This window comes from Pseudomonas sp. 31 R 17 (assembly GCF_900004915.1).
Lineage (GTDB): Bacteria > Pseudomonadota > Gammaproteobacteria > Pseudomonadales > Pseudomonadaceae > Aquipseudomonas > Aquipseudomonas orientalis_A.
On record NZ_CVTN01000065.1, the window covers coordinates 476,177 to 490,521 of the forward strand.

Annotated in this window: 12 protein-coding genes; 2 read left to right on the forward strand and 10 right to left on the reverse strand. The window is 62.2% G+C overall.

The annotated features are described in order from the left end of the window. Positions 1–330 precede the first annotated feature (330 nt). Positions 331–897, forward strand: coding sequence for a dCTP deaminase (gene dcd, locus BFP89_RS14365; protein WP_003189215.1), 567 nt, complete (start codon positions 331–333; stop codon positions 895–897). A 108-nt stretch (positions 898–1,005) separates the two neighbouring features. After that, positions 1,006–1,203 carry a hypothetical protein gene (locus BFP89_RS14370; protein ID WP_065886112.1) on the forward strand — a complete coding sequence of 66 codons (198 nt, stop codon included), beginning with the start codon at positions 1,006–1,008 and terminating at the stop codon, positions 1,201–1,203. A gap of 22 nt (positions 1,204–1,225) precedes the next feature. Here BFP89_RS14370 and pdeM read toward each other — a convergent pair whose 3' ends face one another. From pdeM to BFP89_RS14420, 10 genes are all read right to left on the reverse strand, one after another. Next, complete coding sequence (gene pdeM / locus BFP89_RS14375) at positions 1,226–1,876, reverse strand: ligase-associated DNA damage response endonuclease PdeM (protein ID WP_065886113.1); 651 nt, start codon at positions 1,874–1,876, stop codon at positions 1,226–1,228. After that, positions 1,876–4,356: a ligase-associated DNA damage response DEXH box helicase gene (locus BFP89_RS14380; RefSeq protein WP_065886114.1), complete on the reverse strand. Its 2,481-nt coding sequence runs from the start codon at positions 4,354–4,356 to the stop codon at positions 1,876–1,878. Before BFP89_RS14380 ends, pdeM begins: the two co-directional genes overlap by 1 nt. Positions 4,357–4,413: 57 nt before the next feature. Further along, positions 4,414–5,178: an ABC transporter ATP-binding protein gene (locus tag BFP89_RS14385; protein ID WP_065886115.1), complete on the reverse strand. Its 765-nt coding sequence runs from the start codon at positions 5,176–5,178 to the stop codon at positions 4,414–4,416. 13 nt (positions 5,179–5,191) lie between these two features. Continuing rightward, positions 5,192–6,310, reverse strand: a complete 1,119-nt coding sequence (locus BFP89_RS14390; RefSeq protein WP_065886116.1) for a succinylglutamate desuccinylase/aspartoacylase family protein — start codon at positions 6,308–6,310, stop codon at positions 5,192–5,194. A gap of 9 nt (positions 6,311–6,319) precedes the next feature. After that, positions 6,320–7,030 (reverse strand): ABC transporter permease, encoded by a 711-nt coding sequence (locus tag BFP89_RS14395; RefSeq protein WP_065886117.1) that lies wholly within the window; start codon positions 7,028–7,030, stop codon positions 6,320–6,322. Next, the gene (locus BFP89_RS14400; RefSeq protein ID WP_065886118.1) at positions 7,027–7,755 is read right to left on the reverse strand and encodes an ABC transporter permease; all 729 of its coding nucleotides are present in this window, start codon (positions 7,753–7,755) and stop codon (positions 7,027–7,029) included. The genes BFP89_RS14395 and BFP89_RS14400 overlap by 4 nt, the downstream gene beginning before the upstream one ends. A gap of 56 nt (positions 7,756–7,811) precedes the next feature. Beyond that, entirely contained in the window at positions 7,812–8,591 is a 780-nt protein-coding gene (locus BFP89_RS14405) for a transporter substrate-binding domain-containing protein (protein WP_057723170.1), read from the reverse strand. Between the two features lie 310 nt (positions 8,592–8,901). Then, the gene (locus BFP89_RS14410) at positions 8,902–10,536 is read right to left on the reverse strand and encodes an ATP-dependent DNA ligase (RefSeq protein ID WP_065886119.1); all 1,635 of its coding nucleotides are present in this window, start codon (positions 10,534–10,536) and stop codon (positions 8,902–8,904) included. After that, a complete protein-coding gene (locus BFP89_RS14415; RefSeq protein ID WP_065886120.1) occupies positions 10,533–11,537 on the reverse strand; it encodes a ligase-associated DNA damage response exonuclease in 1,005 nt (334 codons plus the stop codon). Before BFP89_RS14415 ends, BFP89_RS14410 begins: the two co-directional genes overlap by 4 nt. 183 nt (positions 11,538–11,720) lie before the next feature. Beyond that, on the reverse strand, positions 11,721–14,162 hold the full coding sequence (locus tag BFP89_RS14420) for a penicillin acylase family protein (protein ID WP_065886121.1): 2,442 nt from the start codon (positions 14,160–14,162) through the stop codon (positions 11,721–11,723). Positions 14,163–14,345 lie beyond the last annotated feature (183 nt).

Below are 14,345 nucleotides of genomic sequence, written 5' to 3' on the forward strand. Positions count from 1 at the left end.
GTGCAAAGAGCAGGAAAAATTCTTGGAGATGGTTGGATCGAAATTCAACATATCGTGTAGAGATTCTCAGTGACACAAGCAACACAGTGACGCCACCTTAACCCTTTTTCCGGAACGTGCCAATGGTATTTCCGCAGGTTTCTCTAATTTCGTCACTGGCGGTGGTATTTATTGTCCCGTAAAACTGCGCCAGGAGCCCCGGCCCCGTTGGCTGAGGGTTATGGACACCGGTGCATTCGTCATTAAAAGCGGTGCGCCCTTTGAACCCCACCGCCGGCCCCGGTAAGATGCCCCACAGAATTTTTCCACCTCGCTATTCAGGACACCGCCATGAGCATCAAATCGGACAAGTGGATTCGCCGCATGGCGCAGGAACACGGCATGATCGAACCGTTCGTCGAGCGCCAGATTCGTGGCGAAGGCGACGAACGCGTGATTTCGTACGGGGTTTCCAGCTATGGCTACGACGTGCGTTGCGCCGATGAATTCAAGGTGTTCACCAATATCAACTCGGCGATCGTCGATCCGAAGAACTTCGACGAAAAAAGCTTCGTCGACGTCAAAAGCGATGTGTGCATCATCCCGCCAAACTCCTTCGCCCTGGCCCGCACCGTGGAATTCTTCCGTATTCCACGGGACGTATTGACCATCTGCCTGGGTAAAAGCACTTATGCCCGTTGCGGCATCATCGTCAACGTCACGCCGCTGGAACCCGAGTGGGAAGGCCACGTGACCCTGGAGTTCTCCAACACCACCACCTTGCCGGCGAAAATCTACGCCAACGAAGGCGTGGCACAGATGCTGTTCCTGCAGTCCGATGAGGCATGTGAAGTGTCCTACAAGGACCGTGCGGGCAAGTATCAGGGCCAGCGTGGCGTTACTCTCCCACGCGCTTGATAGAAAGCTCCTACGCTTAAAGGGAATTAGTCTGCAGAAAGTGACTCTATCTAGGTGTACTGCCTCGGCGCGTGTGAAACGCGTCGAGCCACGCTTGAGGAGTGCCCTATGAAGATCAATCCGCGAATCAGCGCAGAACTTGCCCGGCTTGAACCCAACCAGATTGGTGTTCTGGCCTGGTCCTTGATGGCCGACCCTGCTTATGCGGGCGGCATCCCCGGTCAACCTGAGCCGGACTATCCGCAACCTACCGAACCGGGTGAGCCGACCCTGCCGGATGAGCCACCACCCGCGCCCGTGGCCTGATCCACGCACGCCCAACCGGTGTTCACTGAACGGGCCATACCTGGTGATCGCCGATCACGAAGATTCGGCGCTCACTGTCCTGTTCCACTGCATACCCGCCGGTGAATGCGCCAAACGCCGGCAGCAGGCTGACGCGATCGCCTATCTGGAAGCACGGCAGGCGCAGGCTCTGCCGACCTCTGCCGCGCAAGCGATACACCGGATGGACATGCCCGGCCAGCACATGATGGCTGGGGTGGGCGTCCGGTTCGTGCTGCAGCGCGAACGGGCCCATCAAGAGGGGCTCGGGAACTACCTCAATGCCCAAGTCGGCAGGCGGGTCGCCAGCGCGCTGATCGTGGTTGCCGCGAATCAACGTGATGGGCAACTCGGCATGCCGCGCTCGCCAGGCCCTGAGCGCGCCCAGGGTGCCGCTGGCGTGGGAGCCGGGGCCGTGGAGGAAGTCGCCGAGAAAGATCACCTCATTGCAGGGAAACGCCGCCAGCAGCCGGTCCAGGCGCTGCAGGTTTTCGCTGGTGGTGCCCTGGGGGACCGGTTGCCCGAGGCTGCGGTAGGCCGAAGCCTTGCCAAAGTGAGCGTCGGCGATCAACAGGCTGTGGCGCGCCGGCCAGTACACCGCCTTGTCCGCCAGCAACCACAACTGCTCACCCTCAAGCGTTATCGAACAAGCCATTAACCTTTTCCTTTGTCCGCAATTTTTTCCAGATCCTTGACCATCCGCGCAATGCGCTCCGAGAGTTTTTCCGAACTCAGGCTTTCGCGCATCCGCTCCACCAGCAGGGGGAAGGCCAGCGGCGTAGGCCGTTGGATCACATGCAGGTCCAGTTGCAGCGCCGACAGGCGCAGCAATGTCTCCTCCAGGCGCTGAATGTCGAGTTCGTTGCGCAGGACTTCTTCCCCCGCCTGGGCCAGCAACAGGTTCTGCGGGTCGTATTGCTTGAACACTTCGAAGAACAACCCGCTGGAGGCCTGCACCTGCCGAGTACTTTTCGGCGCACCGGGATAGCCGGCGAACACCAGCCCGGCAATGCGCGCGATTTCGCGAAAGCGGCGCAGCGCCAGTTCACCGGCATTGAGGCTTTCTGCCACATCCGTCAACAGCTCCTGCGGGCTGAGCAGTGCCTCGTTGAAGATATCCGGCCAGTGCACCTCGGTGGCGCTCAGCAGCTCCAGCCCGTAATCATTGACCGCGATGGAAAAGGTCACGGGTTGCCGCCGGCTGACGCGCCACGCCAGCAAACTTGCCAGCCCCAGATGCACCTGACGCCCCGCGAAGGGGTAGAGAAACAGGTGCCAGCCCTCGCGTGACTTGAGAAACTCCGCCAGCAAGTGGTCGCGGGTTGGCAGGCCGGACCAGCGCAATTGTGTCTGCAACAGCGGCTGCACCGCACGCATTTCCGGCCCCTCGAAGCGACCCTGAGCCGCCGCGTCAAAGCGCTCGATCACCGCCTGCGCCAGCTCGTTGGAAAGGGGCATGCGCCCGCCATTCCAGCGCGGCACGGCGGCTTTTTTCGCGGTGCTGCGGCGGACATAGGCGGTCATGTTTTCCACGCGCACCAACTCCAGCAGGCGCCCGGCGAACAGAAAGCCATCCCCCGGCTTGAGCCGTGCAATAAAGCCTTCCTCGACACTGCCGAGGTTCTTGCCGCCGCCGCCCTTGCTCCAGTACTTCAGATGAATACTCGCATCGCTGACGATGGTGCCCACGCTCATGCGATGGCGGCGTGCCAGGCGCGCGTCGGGGACGCGCCAGATGCCCTGTTCGTCGGGCTCGACGCGGCGGTAATCCGGATAGGCCGTGAGCGACAGCCCGCCATGGCGCACAAAGGCCAGGGCCCAGGCCCAATCGGCGTCGGTCAGGTCGCGGTAGGCCCAGGCACCGCGTACCTCCGCCAGCAGCGCGTCGGGAGTAAACCCACCGCCCAGGGCCATGCTGACCAGATGCTGCACCAGCACATCCAAGGGTTTGTGCGGTGATTCGCGGGCTTCAATGCGCCGCTGGGCAATCGCATCCTGGGCGGCGGCGGCTTCCACCAGCTCCAGGCTGTGGGTCGGTACCAATGTCACCCGTGACGGCCGCCCCGGTGCATGCCCCGAGCGGCCGGCGCGCTGCATCAGGCGCGCCACACCCTTGGCCGAACCGATCTGCAGCACTCGTTCCACCGGCAGAAAGTCCACGCCCAGGTCCAGGCTTGAGGTACACACCACTGCCTTGAGTTGGCCTTCTTTCAACGCACGCTCCACCCAGTCACGGGTTTCCCGCGACAGCGAACCGTGATGCAGCGCAATCAGGCCGGCCCAGTCCGGCCTGGCGTCGAGCAATGCCTGATACCAGATTTCCGATTGCGCGCGGGTGTTGGTAAATACCAGGCAACTGCTGCTCGAATCCACTTGCGCCACGACTTGCGGCAGCATTTTCAAACCGATATGTCCGGCCCAGGGAAAGCGTTCGGCAGTGGGCGGCAGCAGTGTGTCCACTTGCAGCTGTTTGGCGGTTTGCCCCTGCACGTTTATCCCGCCACCCTGTGGGACCAACACCTCCAGCGCGTGCGCCTGATTACCCAGGGTTGCGGAAATACCCCACACCAGCAAATCCGGGTGCCAGCGCCGCAGCCGCGCCAACGCCAATTGCAGTTGCACACCGCGTTTATTGCCGATCAGTTCGTGCCACTCATCCACCACCACCATGCGCAGATGCCCCAGGCTGACCTCGCTGTCGGCGCGCGCGAGCATCAGCGTCAGGCTTTCCGGCGTGGTGATCAGCGTGGTGGGCTGGCGGCGGGTCTGGCGCGCACGTTCGCTGCTGCTGGTGTCGCCCGTGCGCAGGCCGACGCTCCAGGGAATCTGCAATGCCGCCAACGGCGCCTCGAGGGCGCGCGCGGTGTCGGCGGCCAACGCACGCATGGGCGTGATCCACAGCACGGTCAGGGGGGCGGCCGCAGGCTTGCGCTTGCCGGTAGCGGGTGGGCGCGTTACGGCGAAACGATTGAGGGCTGCGAACCACAGCGCGTAGGTTTTACCCGCGCCGGTACTGGCATGCAATAAGCCTGACTGACCCTCCTTGACGGCCTTCCACACGTCTTTCTGAAAGGCGAACGGGCGCCAGCCGCGGGTGGCAAACCATTGTTTGGCGAAGTCGACGGGTTTTGCCATGCGGCAGCGGACGCTCTGGAGGCTCTAATGCACAGACCCCCCAGGCGCCCCAAAGGTTTACTTCAAGTTGCCGCTCAGGAATTGCTGCAGACGCTCGCTCTTCGGATTGCCCAGCACGTCCGCCGGCGCACCTTGCTCTTCCACCAGGCCCTGGTGCAGGAACAGTACCTGGCTTGAGACTTTGCGCGCGAAGCTCATTTCATGGGTCACCATGATCATGGTGCGGCCTTCTTCGGCCAGGCCCTGGATCACTTTCAACACTTCACCCACCAACTCCGGGTCCAGCGCCGAGGTGGGTTCATCAAACAACATCACCTCGGGCTCCATCGCCAGCGCGCGGGCAATTGCGACCCGTTGCTGCTGGCCGCCGGAGAGAAACGCCGGGTATTGATCAGCCACCCGCGCGGGCAGGCCGACTTTATCCAGGTAGCGGCGGGCGCGGTCTTCGGCGTCTTTCCTGCTGCACCCCAGCACGCGGCGCGGGGCCATGGTGATGTTTTCCAGCACGCTCATGTGGCTCCACAGGTTGAAGTGCTGGAATACCATAGCCAGCCGCGTGCGCAAACGTTGCAACTCGGCATCGTCGGCCACACGCATGCCGTGGCGGTCGCTGACCATGCGGATCACTTGACCATCCAGGGTCATGGCGCCGTCGTTGGGGGTTTCCAGGAAGTTGATGCAGCGCAGGAACGTGCTCTTGCCCGAGCCGCTGGCGCCGATCAGGCTGATCACGTCGCCGGTGTTGGCCTTGAGCGAGACACCTTTGAGCACTTCATTGTCGCCATAGCTTTTATGCAGGCCTTCAACGGTCAATTTGTACATGGGGCGTGCATCCTCAAGGCGAAAGTAGGTAGCCGCTGCGGTAGGCCTCTGCGCCGGCGACATGGCTGATCACCATCCCGGCGGTGGCCATGCGTCGCAGCGAGCGGGCGTAAAGCAGGCCGGCATTGCGGCAATGCACGGGCGTTACGCGGTCGGTGATGGGGTCGATGATTTCGGCGATAAGCTGCCCGGCCTCCAGGTATTCCCCCGGCAAGGCGTGGAACACCAGCAAGCCGCCCACCGCTGTGGTCACAGGCTCCACGCCCGCCAGGGGCGTGGCCGGGTAGGGCAGTGCGGGCGGTGGTGGCGCGTCGCCTTCAATCGCGCCGAGGTGGGTCAGGTAATTGATGATCGCCTGGCAGTCCAGGGCCGCGAGGCCGTGGTTGACATCGCCTTGGCCGCGCAATTCGACGGTCACGGAAAAGCTGCCCATGGGGATCGGGAAGCGCGTGCCGAAGCGTTGCTGCAACTGCCACCACACCAGGGTGAAACATTCATCAAAGGACTGCCCGCCGGAATCGGTGGCCAGCAGGTTGGCCTCCGACCCCAGGTAACGCGCCAGCGGCTCCACCTGCGGCCAAGCCTCGGGCGTGGTGTAGAGGTGCGCCACGGCTTCGAAATCACAGTGCAGGTCCAGCACCACGTCGGCATCGCACGCCAGGCGCTGCAGCACCAGGCGCTGGGATTGCAGTTGAGTCGACGCGGTTTGCGCGGCCAGAGCGGCGGATAACGCGGTGCGGATCAACCGGGCGTTATGTTGGGGATCACTGCCCAGCAAGTCTTCAACCTGATCGCCGACGGCGTCGCTGAGGTCGACAAACAGGCGATTGAAGTTCTGTCCGCTTTCCAGCTCGTAGCGGCCCAGGGGGACGTCCATCAGCACCTGTTCCAGCCCCACTGGGTTGGCGACCGGCACCAGGACGATTTCGCTGCGCACGCGCCCGGTCGCCGCCAACTGTGCCAGGCGCGCCTTCAAGTGCCAGGCCACCAGCATGCCCGGCAGTTCATCGGCGTGCAGTGAGGACTGGATGTAGACCTTGCTTTGCGCCTGCTCCGGGCCGAAGTGGAAACTGTGAATCTGTCGCGCCGTGCCGGGCACCGGCGCAATCAGGTCATGTTGCTGATGACGCATGAGCGCTCCTTAATGGCTCGGCCCGAGAAAGGCCAGCCAGCGGCGTTCCGCCAGTCGAAACAGGCCAACCAGGGCAAAGGTCACGGCCAGGTAGATCAATGCCGCGATGCCGAATGATTGAAAGGTCATGAAGGTGGCCGAGTTGGCGTCCCTGGCGACTTTGAGGATATCCGGAATGGTCGCGGTAAACGCCACCGTGGTCGAATGCAGCATCAGGATCACCTCGTTGCTGTAGTACGGCAACGAACGGCGCAGTGCCGACGGCATGATCACATAGGCGTACAGTTTCCAGCCGCTGAGGCCGTAGGCCTTGGCCGCTTCGACTTCGCCGTGGGCCATGCTGCGGATCGCCCCGGCGAAAATTTCCGTGGTGTAGGCGCAGGTGTTGAGGGCGAAGGCCAGGATGGTGCAGTTCATCGCATCGCGAAAGAACCCATCGAGTACCGGTTGCTCACGCACGGCGGCAAGGCTGTAGATGCCGGTGTAGCAAATCAGCAACTGGATATACAGCGGCGTGCCGCGAAACAGGTAGGTGTAGAACTGCACCGGCCAGCGCACCAGGCGCCTGCGCGATACCCGGGCGATAGACAATGGAATCGACACCAGGAAGCCGATCACCAATGCCGCGCTGAGCAGCCACAGGGTCATGGCCAGGCCGGTGATGTGCTGGCCGTCGCTATAAAGGAACGGGCGCCAGTATTCCTGCAAAAGCTCGATCATCGCACGGCCTCCCGTGAACCTGCGGCGTAGCGACGTTCAAGACGGCGCAAGACAAAATTGGAGGCGCTGGTGATCAACAGGTAGATCAGCGCGGCCAATACCAGGAAGTAGAACAGTTGATAGGTGCTCTTGCCGGCATCCTGGGCTGCTTTCACCAGATCGGCCAGGCCGATGATCGACACCAGCGCGGTGGCCTTGAGCATCACCATCCAGTTATTGCCGATGCCCGGCAGGGCAAAGCGCATCATTTGCGGGAAGGTCACGTAGCGAAACCGTTGCCCGCGCTTGAGCCCGTAGGCGGTGGCGGCTTCCAGCTGACCACGGGGCACCGCCAGGATCGCGCCTCGAAAGGTCTCGGTGAAATAAGCACCGTAGATAAAGCCCAGGGTGATGACCCCGGCGCTGAATGGGTCGATCTCGATGTATTCCCATTCCATGAAGTCGGTGAGGCCGGTCAGCCAGGTTTGCAGGCTGTAGAAAATCAGCAGCATCAGCACCAGGTCGGGGACGCCGCGAATCAATGTGGTGTAGAGCTGGGCGGGGATACGCAGCAGGGGCAGGCTGGACAGTTTGGCGCTGGCGCCGAGCAGGCCCAGCAACACGCTGACGGCCAGGGACAGCACCGACAACTTGATAGTCATCCAGGTGCCTTGCAGCAACAGCGGGCCGAAACCCTTCAAGCTGAACGCGCTCAGCCCGAGGGTTTGCAACAAATCTTCGAACATAAATCAGGACCTATGGCGATAAAAAAGCGCCCCTTGAAAAAGGGGCGCCCCAGGCATTATTTGCCGCTGTACAGGTTCAGATCGCCAAAGTGTTTTTTCTGGATGGTGGCGTAGGTGCCATCATCGTGTAACGCTTTGATACCTTTATCCAAAAGCGCCTTGAGCTCAGTGTTACCTTTTTTGATACCGATCGCGGTTTTCGAAGGCAGCAGTGGGTCGTCGATGGCGGCGCTGACTTCGTAGCCGGCACCGGCCGGCGACTTGAGGAAGCCCAGTTCGGCTTGCAGCATGTCCTGCACGGACGCGTCGAGGCGCCCGGACGTCAAGTCGGCATACACCTGGTCCTGGTTGGCGTAGGCCTTGGTGGTCACACCGGCCTTGTCCAGCACGGCCTTGGCGTAGGCTTCCTGGATGGTGCCTTGCTCATAGCCCACGGATTTGCCCTTGAGCGATTCAGGCGTCGAATAACCTGCACCTTTTTTGAACACCAGCGAAGTAGGGCCCGAGAACAGCTCGTTGGAGAAGTCGATCGCCTTCTCGCGCACCGGGGTCACGGTCATGGAAGAAATCACACCGTCGAACTTGTTGGCTTTGAGGCCCGGAATCATGCCGTCAAAGTCGCTTTCAACCCATTTGCACTTGACCTTCAGCTCCGCACAAATGGCATTGCCCAGGTCAATATCGAAGCCCACCAGGCTGCCGTCGGCGGCCTTGGATTCGAACGGTGCGTAGGAGGGATCGACACCGAAACGCAATTCCTTGTATTCCTTGGCGGTTGCAACACCTGCAGCCATGCACAGAGCCAGTGCAGAAAGGGTCAGCAATGCTTTTTTCATTATGTGTTCCCTGGAAACCAAGATAAGCGCTTGTGGCGCGTTTAGGACTGTTACTGAACGGTGTCAGACGCAGCACAAGTAGCAATTTCTGCACCATAGTTCCGAATGATCGTTTTAAAAGGTGGGATAAGGGATTTATTAGTGTAGGAAATGCCCACTAATGTGCATTCGGAAAAGGTCGCACCATTACAGGTCATATGGGGATTCCAATGTGGGAGGGGGCTTGCCCCCGATGGCGGTGTGTCAGTCAGAGCATCTGTGTCTGACCCTCCGCTATCGGGGGCAAGCCCCCTCCCACAGTTGATTTTTGTCAGGCCAACAAGTCCTGCAGCGTGGCGAGACTGTCGGCTTCTTCCACCGGCTTATCCTGGCGCCAGCGCAACATCCGCGGAAATCGCACTGCAATGCCGCTCTTGTGCCGCTTGGACAGGGCAATCCCTTCAAAGCCCAACTCAAACACCATGCTCGGCGTGACGCTGCTGACCGGGCCGAATTTTTCCACGGTGGTCTTGCGCACGATCGCATCGACCTTGCGCATCTCTTCGTCAGTCAGCCCTGAATAGGCCTTGGCGAACGGCACCAGTGTGCGCTCGCTGCCCGGCGGGCCATCCCAGACCGCGAAGGTGTAATCGCTGTACAGGCTCGCGCGCCGGCCATGGCCGCGCTGGGCGTAGATCAACACGGCGTCGATGCTGAACGGGTCGACCTTCCACTTCCACCACAGGCCCATGTCTTTAGTGCGGCCCACGCCGTAAAGGCCTTTGCGATCCTTGATCATCATGCCTTCGACGCCGAGGCTGCGGGAGGCTTCGCGTTGCACGGCCAGCGCTTCCCAGGTTTGCCCCTCGAGCAGTGGCGAGGGCAGCAGCACGGGTTGGTTGCACTGCGCGATCACGCGTTCCAGCTGCGTACGGCGTTCAGCCAGGGTGTGGTTGCGCCAGTCGTCGCCCTGGTATTCGAGCAGGTCGTAGGCGAGCACCGCCACCGGTGCATCCTCCAGCACTTTTTTACTCAATGTCTTGCGGCCGATCCGCTGCTGCAGCAGGGCGAAGGGTTGCACCGCCTCTTTCCAGACCACGATTTCACCGTCGATCACCGTGCCGTCCGGCAAGCCGCTGACCAGGCTGTGAAGCTCGGGGAAACGCTCGGTTACCAGTTCTTCACCGCGCGACCAGACCCACAAGCGACCCTCACGCTTGACCAACTGCGCGCGAATGCCATCAAACTTCCATTCCACTTGCCAGTCGGCGGGAGAGCCGAGCAGCGCGTCAAACTGCTCCACTGGTTGCGCCAAGCCATGGGCGAGAAAAAACGGATACGGCTGCCCGCCGCGTTGCGCATGCTCGTCGGATGATTCGGCGGCAATCAGCTTGAGATAGCCTGCGGCCGCAGGGCGATTGGACAGGTCGGTGTAGCCCACCAGCCGTTGGGCCACGCGCTTGCTGTCGAGCCCGGCCATGGCGGCAAGCGCGCGGGTCACCAGCAGTTTGGACACGCCCACGCGAAAGCTGCCGGTGATCAACTTGATGCACACCATCAGGCTCGGTTGATCCAGTTGCGCCCACAGCGCCGGCAGGCGCTCGGCCAGTTCAAGCGGCGCAAGGCCACGCAGCGGTAACAGTTTGTCTTCCAGCCACACCGCCAGTCCATCTTCAGAGGTGTAGGTGGATTCGGGTAACAGCAAGGAAATGGTCTCCGCCAGATCGCCGACGGACTGGTAGCTTTCTTCGAACAACCATGGCTCGATGTTCGCCGCTTGCGTCGCCATGTCCCTGAGCAGGCGGGACGGCACCAATTGCCGCGGGCGCCCGCCGGAGAGGAAGTACACCGCCCAGGCCGCATCCTCTGGCGGTGCCTGTCGGAAATACGCTTGCAGTGCCGCCAGCTTGGCGTTGCTGGAGGTCGTGGCATCGAGGTTGGCGTACAGCTCGGCGAAGGCTTTCATGCGCTGGCCTCTTCTTCGTCGTCGCCGTATTCGGTGCTGAAACCTTGGGCATCCAGGCCTTTCTCGCGCAGATGGCGCACCAGCACGCCGACCGAACCGTGGGTGACCATCACCCGCTCGGCGCCGGTCTGCTCAATCGCCCACAACAGCCCGGGCCAATCGGCATGGTCCGACAGCACAAAGCCGCGATCGACCCCGCGCCGCCGCCGCGTGCCGCGCAGGCGCATCCAGCCGCTGGCGAAGGCGTCGCTGTAGTCGCCAAAGCGACGTATCCAGGTGCTGCCACCGGTGGAGGGCGGGGCGATGATCAGGGCCTGGCGCAGCAGCGGGTCGTTTTTTTTGAAGTCGCCGGCGTATAGCGTTTCGGGGATGTAGATACCCGCTTCGCGGTAGACCCGGTTCAACGGCTCGACGGCGCCATGGCTGAGGATCGGACCGATGCTGGCATCGATACCGTGCAGAATCCGTTGTGCCTTGCCGAAGGAATAGCAGAACAACACGCTGGCTTTGCCGGCGGCGATATTGGCCTGCCACCAGTCGTTGATACCGGAAAAAATCTGCGCCTGCGGCTGCCAGCGATAGATCGGCAGGCCAAAGGTGGATTCGGTGATAAAGGTGTGGCAGCGCACTGGTTCGAAAGGCGCGCAGGTGCCATCGGGCTCGACCTTGTAATCGCCCGACGCGACCCAGACCTCGCCCTGGTATTCCAGGCGCACCTGGGCCGACCCGAGCACATGCCCGGCCGGGTGGAAACTCAACGTGACGCCGTGGTGCACGAGTTGTTCGCCGTAGGCCAGCGTCTGCAAGTTGATGTCCTGGCCGAGGCGCGAGCGCAGGATGCCTTCGCCGGGCGCGGCGGCCAGGTAATGCTCGTTGCCGGTGCGGGCGTGGTCGCCGTGGGCGTGGGTGATGACGGAGCGTTCCACCGGGCGCCAGGGATCAATGTAGAAATCCCCGGCGGGGCAATAGAGGCCTTCGGGTCGGGCGATGACGAGGTCCATGGGGTGACCGGGGAGATGGGCTTGTTACTTATGAGGCGGGGGGCTGTGCAGAAGTTCTATCAGAATGCATGGGGTCCAAATGTGGGAGGGGGCTTGCCCCCGATGACAGAGTGTCAGCCACTGATGCAGTGGCTGATCTATCGCTTTCGGGGGGCAAGCCCCCTCCCACATTTGAAAACCGGGTTATTTGCCAGGTGTGAGGGTTAGCCGGCTTTTGCCATACACCTTGTCAAAGTTCTGCGGCTGCATCGGGAAGCTCAGGTATTGCGCCTTGAGCGACGGATCGATGCCGTTGGCATAGTTCGGGCTGGCCGGGTTGCCGGACTGGCCGGTGCCGCCCTGGCCCATCATCGGTTCGGGCTGGCCGAAGTCGACAATCATGCGCAGCGCTGACGTCTGGGCCACATTGAAATCCTGCCCCCAGTTGTACGGTGCCGGGTTCAGGGTGTTGTGGTCGCCACCGCTGGCGAAAGGCCCGCGGATGACCTGGCCGCTGGCGTTTTTCCAGGTGGTGGTATGCAGCTTGCCCCATTGCCAGGCCTTGTGATCGGCGCCCAGCAGGCTGTCGCCGGTGCTGATCGCAGCGGCCAGGGTGCGAGCGAGAATCGCCGGCTTGTCTTCTTTTTGCGGTGTGCGCGTGTCATCCCAGAGCGGGCTGTCTTCACGGCCCAGCAAATGGTCTGCGATGGCGGAGTAGGACAGGCTGGTGTTGCTGACAAAGGCTTTCCAGCTGGCGCTGTGTTCCGGGCCGAGTTTGTCGAGGAAGATCTGCCTGGCGCTTTCCTGCAGGAATAGTTCGTAGACCGCGGCGTCGGCGGACGTCGGTGCAAGGCGACCATCAAAGGCCATCAGGCGGCCCAGTGCTTCACGCGCCTTGGCCTGTTCGGCGGCGGGCAGCGCGTCGATTGCCTGTTTCAGCGGCTGGGCCATGCCCGGCGCCTGGAACATCCCCTTGAGTTTGGCGGCAAACAGGGTGGTCTGGTCGTATTGCATGGCGATCAGGCTGCGGCTGTCGTGCTTGCCGGCGTTGGCCAGTTGCGCCAGGCGCTCGCTGCGCTCCGGCGCGTCCCAGGAATTGGACAGTTGCATGCCATAGCCACGCGGGGCAGTGCGCTGGTTGGCGGTGCCGATCCAGCCTTGAGCCGGATCCTGGTCATAGGGGTGCAGCATGGCGTCGGCGTAACCGTCCCAGTCAAAGCGCGTGTCCCAGCCCGGCGAGGGCAGCAGGCCTTGGCCTTCGCGGCGGTTGGGGAAGCGGCCGGTGACTTGCCAGCCAATGTTGCTGGCGTCGGCGAAGATCATGTTCAGCGCAATGGCGCGAATTTCACGGGTAGCGTCCGAGGCCTTGCCGGCGTTCTGCGCGCGGGACAGGTCGAAGAACGCATCCAGGCTCTTGTCGTCCTTCAAATCGGCGGTTTGCAGGGCCAGGCCAAAACCGCTGGTGAGCGCCTGGCTGCTGTTGAGCAAGGCGCCGTGACGGGTTTCGTACACCACGTCGCGAATCGAGCGCTGGCCTTTGATGAAGAAGGTCTCGTTACGCACGCCGGCCGGTAGCCATTTGCCGTTGTTCTCGTAGTACAGCGCGCTGCCCTGGCGTTTGACCTTTTCCAGGAACAGGTCCTGGGTGTCGCCCTTGACCGCGCTCATGCTCCACGCCACCTTGCCGTTGAAACCCGACAGCAGGGTCGGCAGGCCGGCAATCGACGCGCCGACCGCCTGATATTTCGGCGCACGGATCTGCACGTAGCTCCAGGGCGTTGGTGCTTGCGGCTGGGCGGCGATATCGTTGGCCAGCAGGCTTTTGCCGCTGCGGCTGCGTTGCGGCCCGATGGCCCAGTTGCTCGACGTGGTCACGCCCAGGGCATTGAGGCTGTTGAGTTGCTGGCTGACGGTGTCCAACCCGGCAAGACCGGTGATCTGGCTCAGGTTCACGCCCTTGAGCTTGTCGGCCTCGGCCAGCGGGATCGCTTCGTCCGGCGCGCTGGGGATAAGCCAGGCGAGCTTGTCGACGCCGACTTTTTGCGCCAGCACCAGCGATGAGATTTCTTCCTGCAGGTTGCTCGACTCACTGAAGTTCAGCAGGCAGAACAGCAGCGCCGAATCTTCCGGTTTCCAGTATTCGGGTTTGTAGCCGGTCTGGGCCAGGTCGGTCGGCAGCTTGTCGCGGTAGCGGAACAGGTAGGCGTTGACGCCCCGCGCGTAGACTTCAAAGAAACGCTTGAGCCGCGGCGACGAAGCGTTGTACAGCTCGCCGGCGCTCTTTTTAAGGTTGACTGCGCGCATGAAGCGGTCGACATCAAGGACCTCGGGCCCGGACATTTCCGCCAGGCGGCCCTGGGCCAGCAGCCGCAGAGTGACCATCTGGGTGATCCGGTCGCTGGCATGCACATAGCCGAGGCTGAACAGCGCGTCGTGGAAGGTGTTGCTTTCGATCAGCGGCATGCCCTGGGCATTGCGGCGTATCGACACGTTTTGCGCCAGGCCCTTGATCGGCTCTACGCCGGCTGCGGGGGGCAGGGTGTCCTGGGTGTTCTGGAGCTGGCAACCGGACAGGCTCAACGCACTGACCACTGCCGCGGCAACGCCGAACCGGGGAAGAAAATGTGTAAGGGCTGGCGAGGCCATGGCAAAGCTCCTGCGGGGGGTAGCGTCATTAAAGGCGCTACGTTAGTGAGCGCGGCGAAACGACGCAAGCGGGAGTTGTGTAATTGCATGAGTACTCATGTGGAAGGGGGCTTGCCCCCGATAGCGGTGGGTCAGTCACAAATAGGCGGACTGACACACCTTATCGGGAGCAAGCCCCCTCTC

Coding starts and splice junctions, on each gene's coding strand:
- dcd (WP_003189215.1), top strand. CDS start 331: ATGAGCATCAAATCGGACAAGTGGATTCGCCGCATGGCGCAGGAACAC.
- BFP89_RS14370 (WP_065886112.1), top strand. CDS start 1,006: ATGAAGATCAATCCGCGAATCAGCGCAGAACTTGCCCGGCTTGAACCC.
- BFP89_RS14420 (WP_065886121.1), bottom strand. CDS start 14,162: ATGGCCTCGCCAGCCCTTACACATTTTCTTCCCCGGTTCGGCGTTGCC.
- BFP89_RS14395 (WP_065886117.1), bottom strand. CDS start 7,030: ATGATCGAGCTTTTGCAGGAATACTGGCGCCCGTTCCTTTATAGCGAC.
- BFP89_RS14415 (WP_065886120.1), bottom strand. CDS start 11,537: ATGGACCTCGTCATCGCCCGACCCGAAGGCCTCTATTGCCCCGCCGGG.
- pdeM (WP_065886113.1), bottom strand. CDS start 1,876: ATGGCTTGTTCGATAACGCTTGAGGGTGAGCAGTTGTGGTTGCTGGCG.
- BFP89_RS14405 (WP_057723170.1), bottom strand. CDS start 8,591: ATGAAAAAAGCATTGCTGACCCTTTCTGCACTGGCTCTGTGCATGGCT.
- BFP89_RS14390 (WP_065886116.1), bottom strand. CDS start 6,310: ATGCGTCATCAGCAACATGACCTGATTGCGCCGGTGCCCGGCACGGCG.
- BFP89_RS14380 (WP_065886114.1), bottom strand. CDS start 4,356: ATGGCAAAACCCGTCGACTTCGCCAAACAATGGTTTGCCACCCGCGGC.
- BFP89_RS14410 (WP_065886119.1), bottom strand. CDS start 10,536: ATGAAAGCCTTCGCCGAGCTGTACGCCAACCTCGATGCCACGACCTCC.
- BFP89_RS14385 (WP_065886115.1), bottom strand. CDS start 5,178: ATGTACAAATTGACCGTTGAAGGCCTGCATAAAAGCTATGGCGACAAT.
- BFP89_RS14400 (WP_065886118.1), bottom strand. CDS start 7,755: ATGTTCGAAGATTTGTTGCAAACCCTCGGGCTGAGCGCGTTCAGCTTG.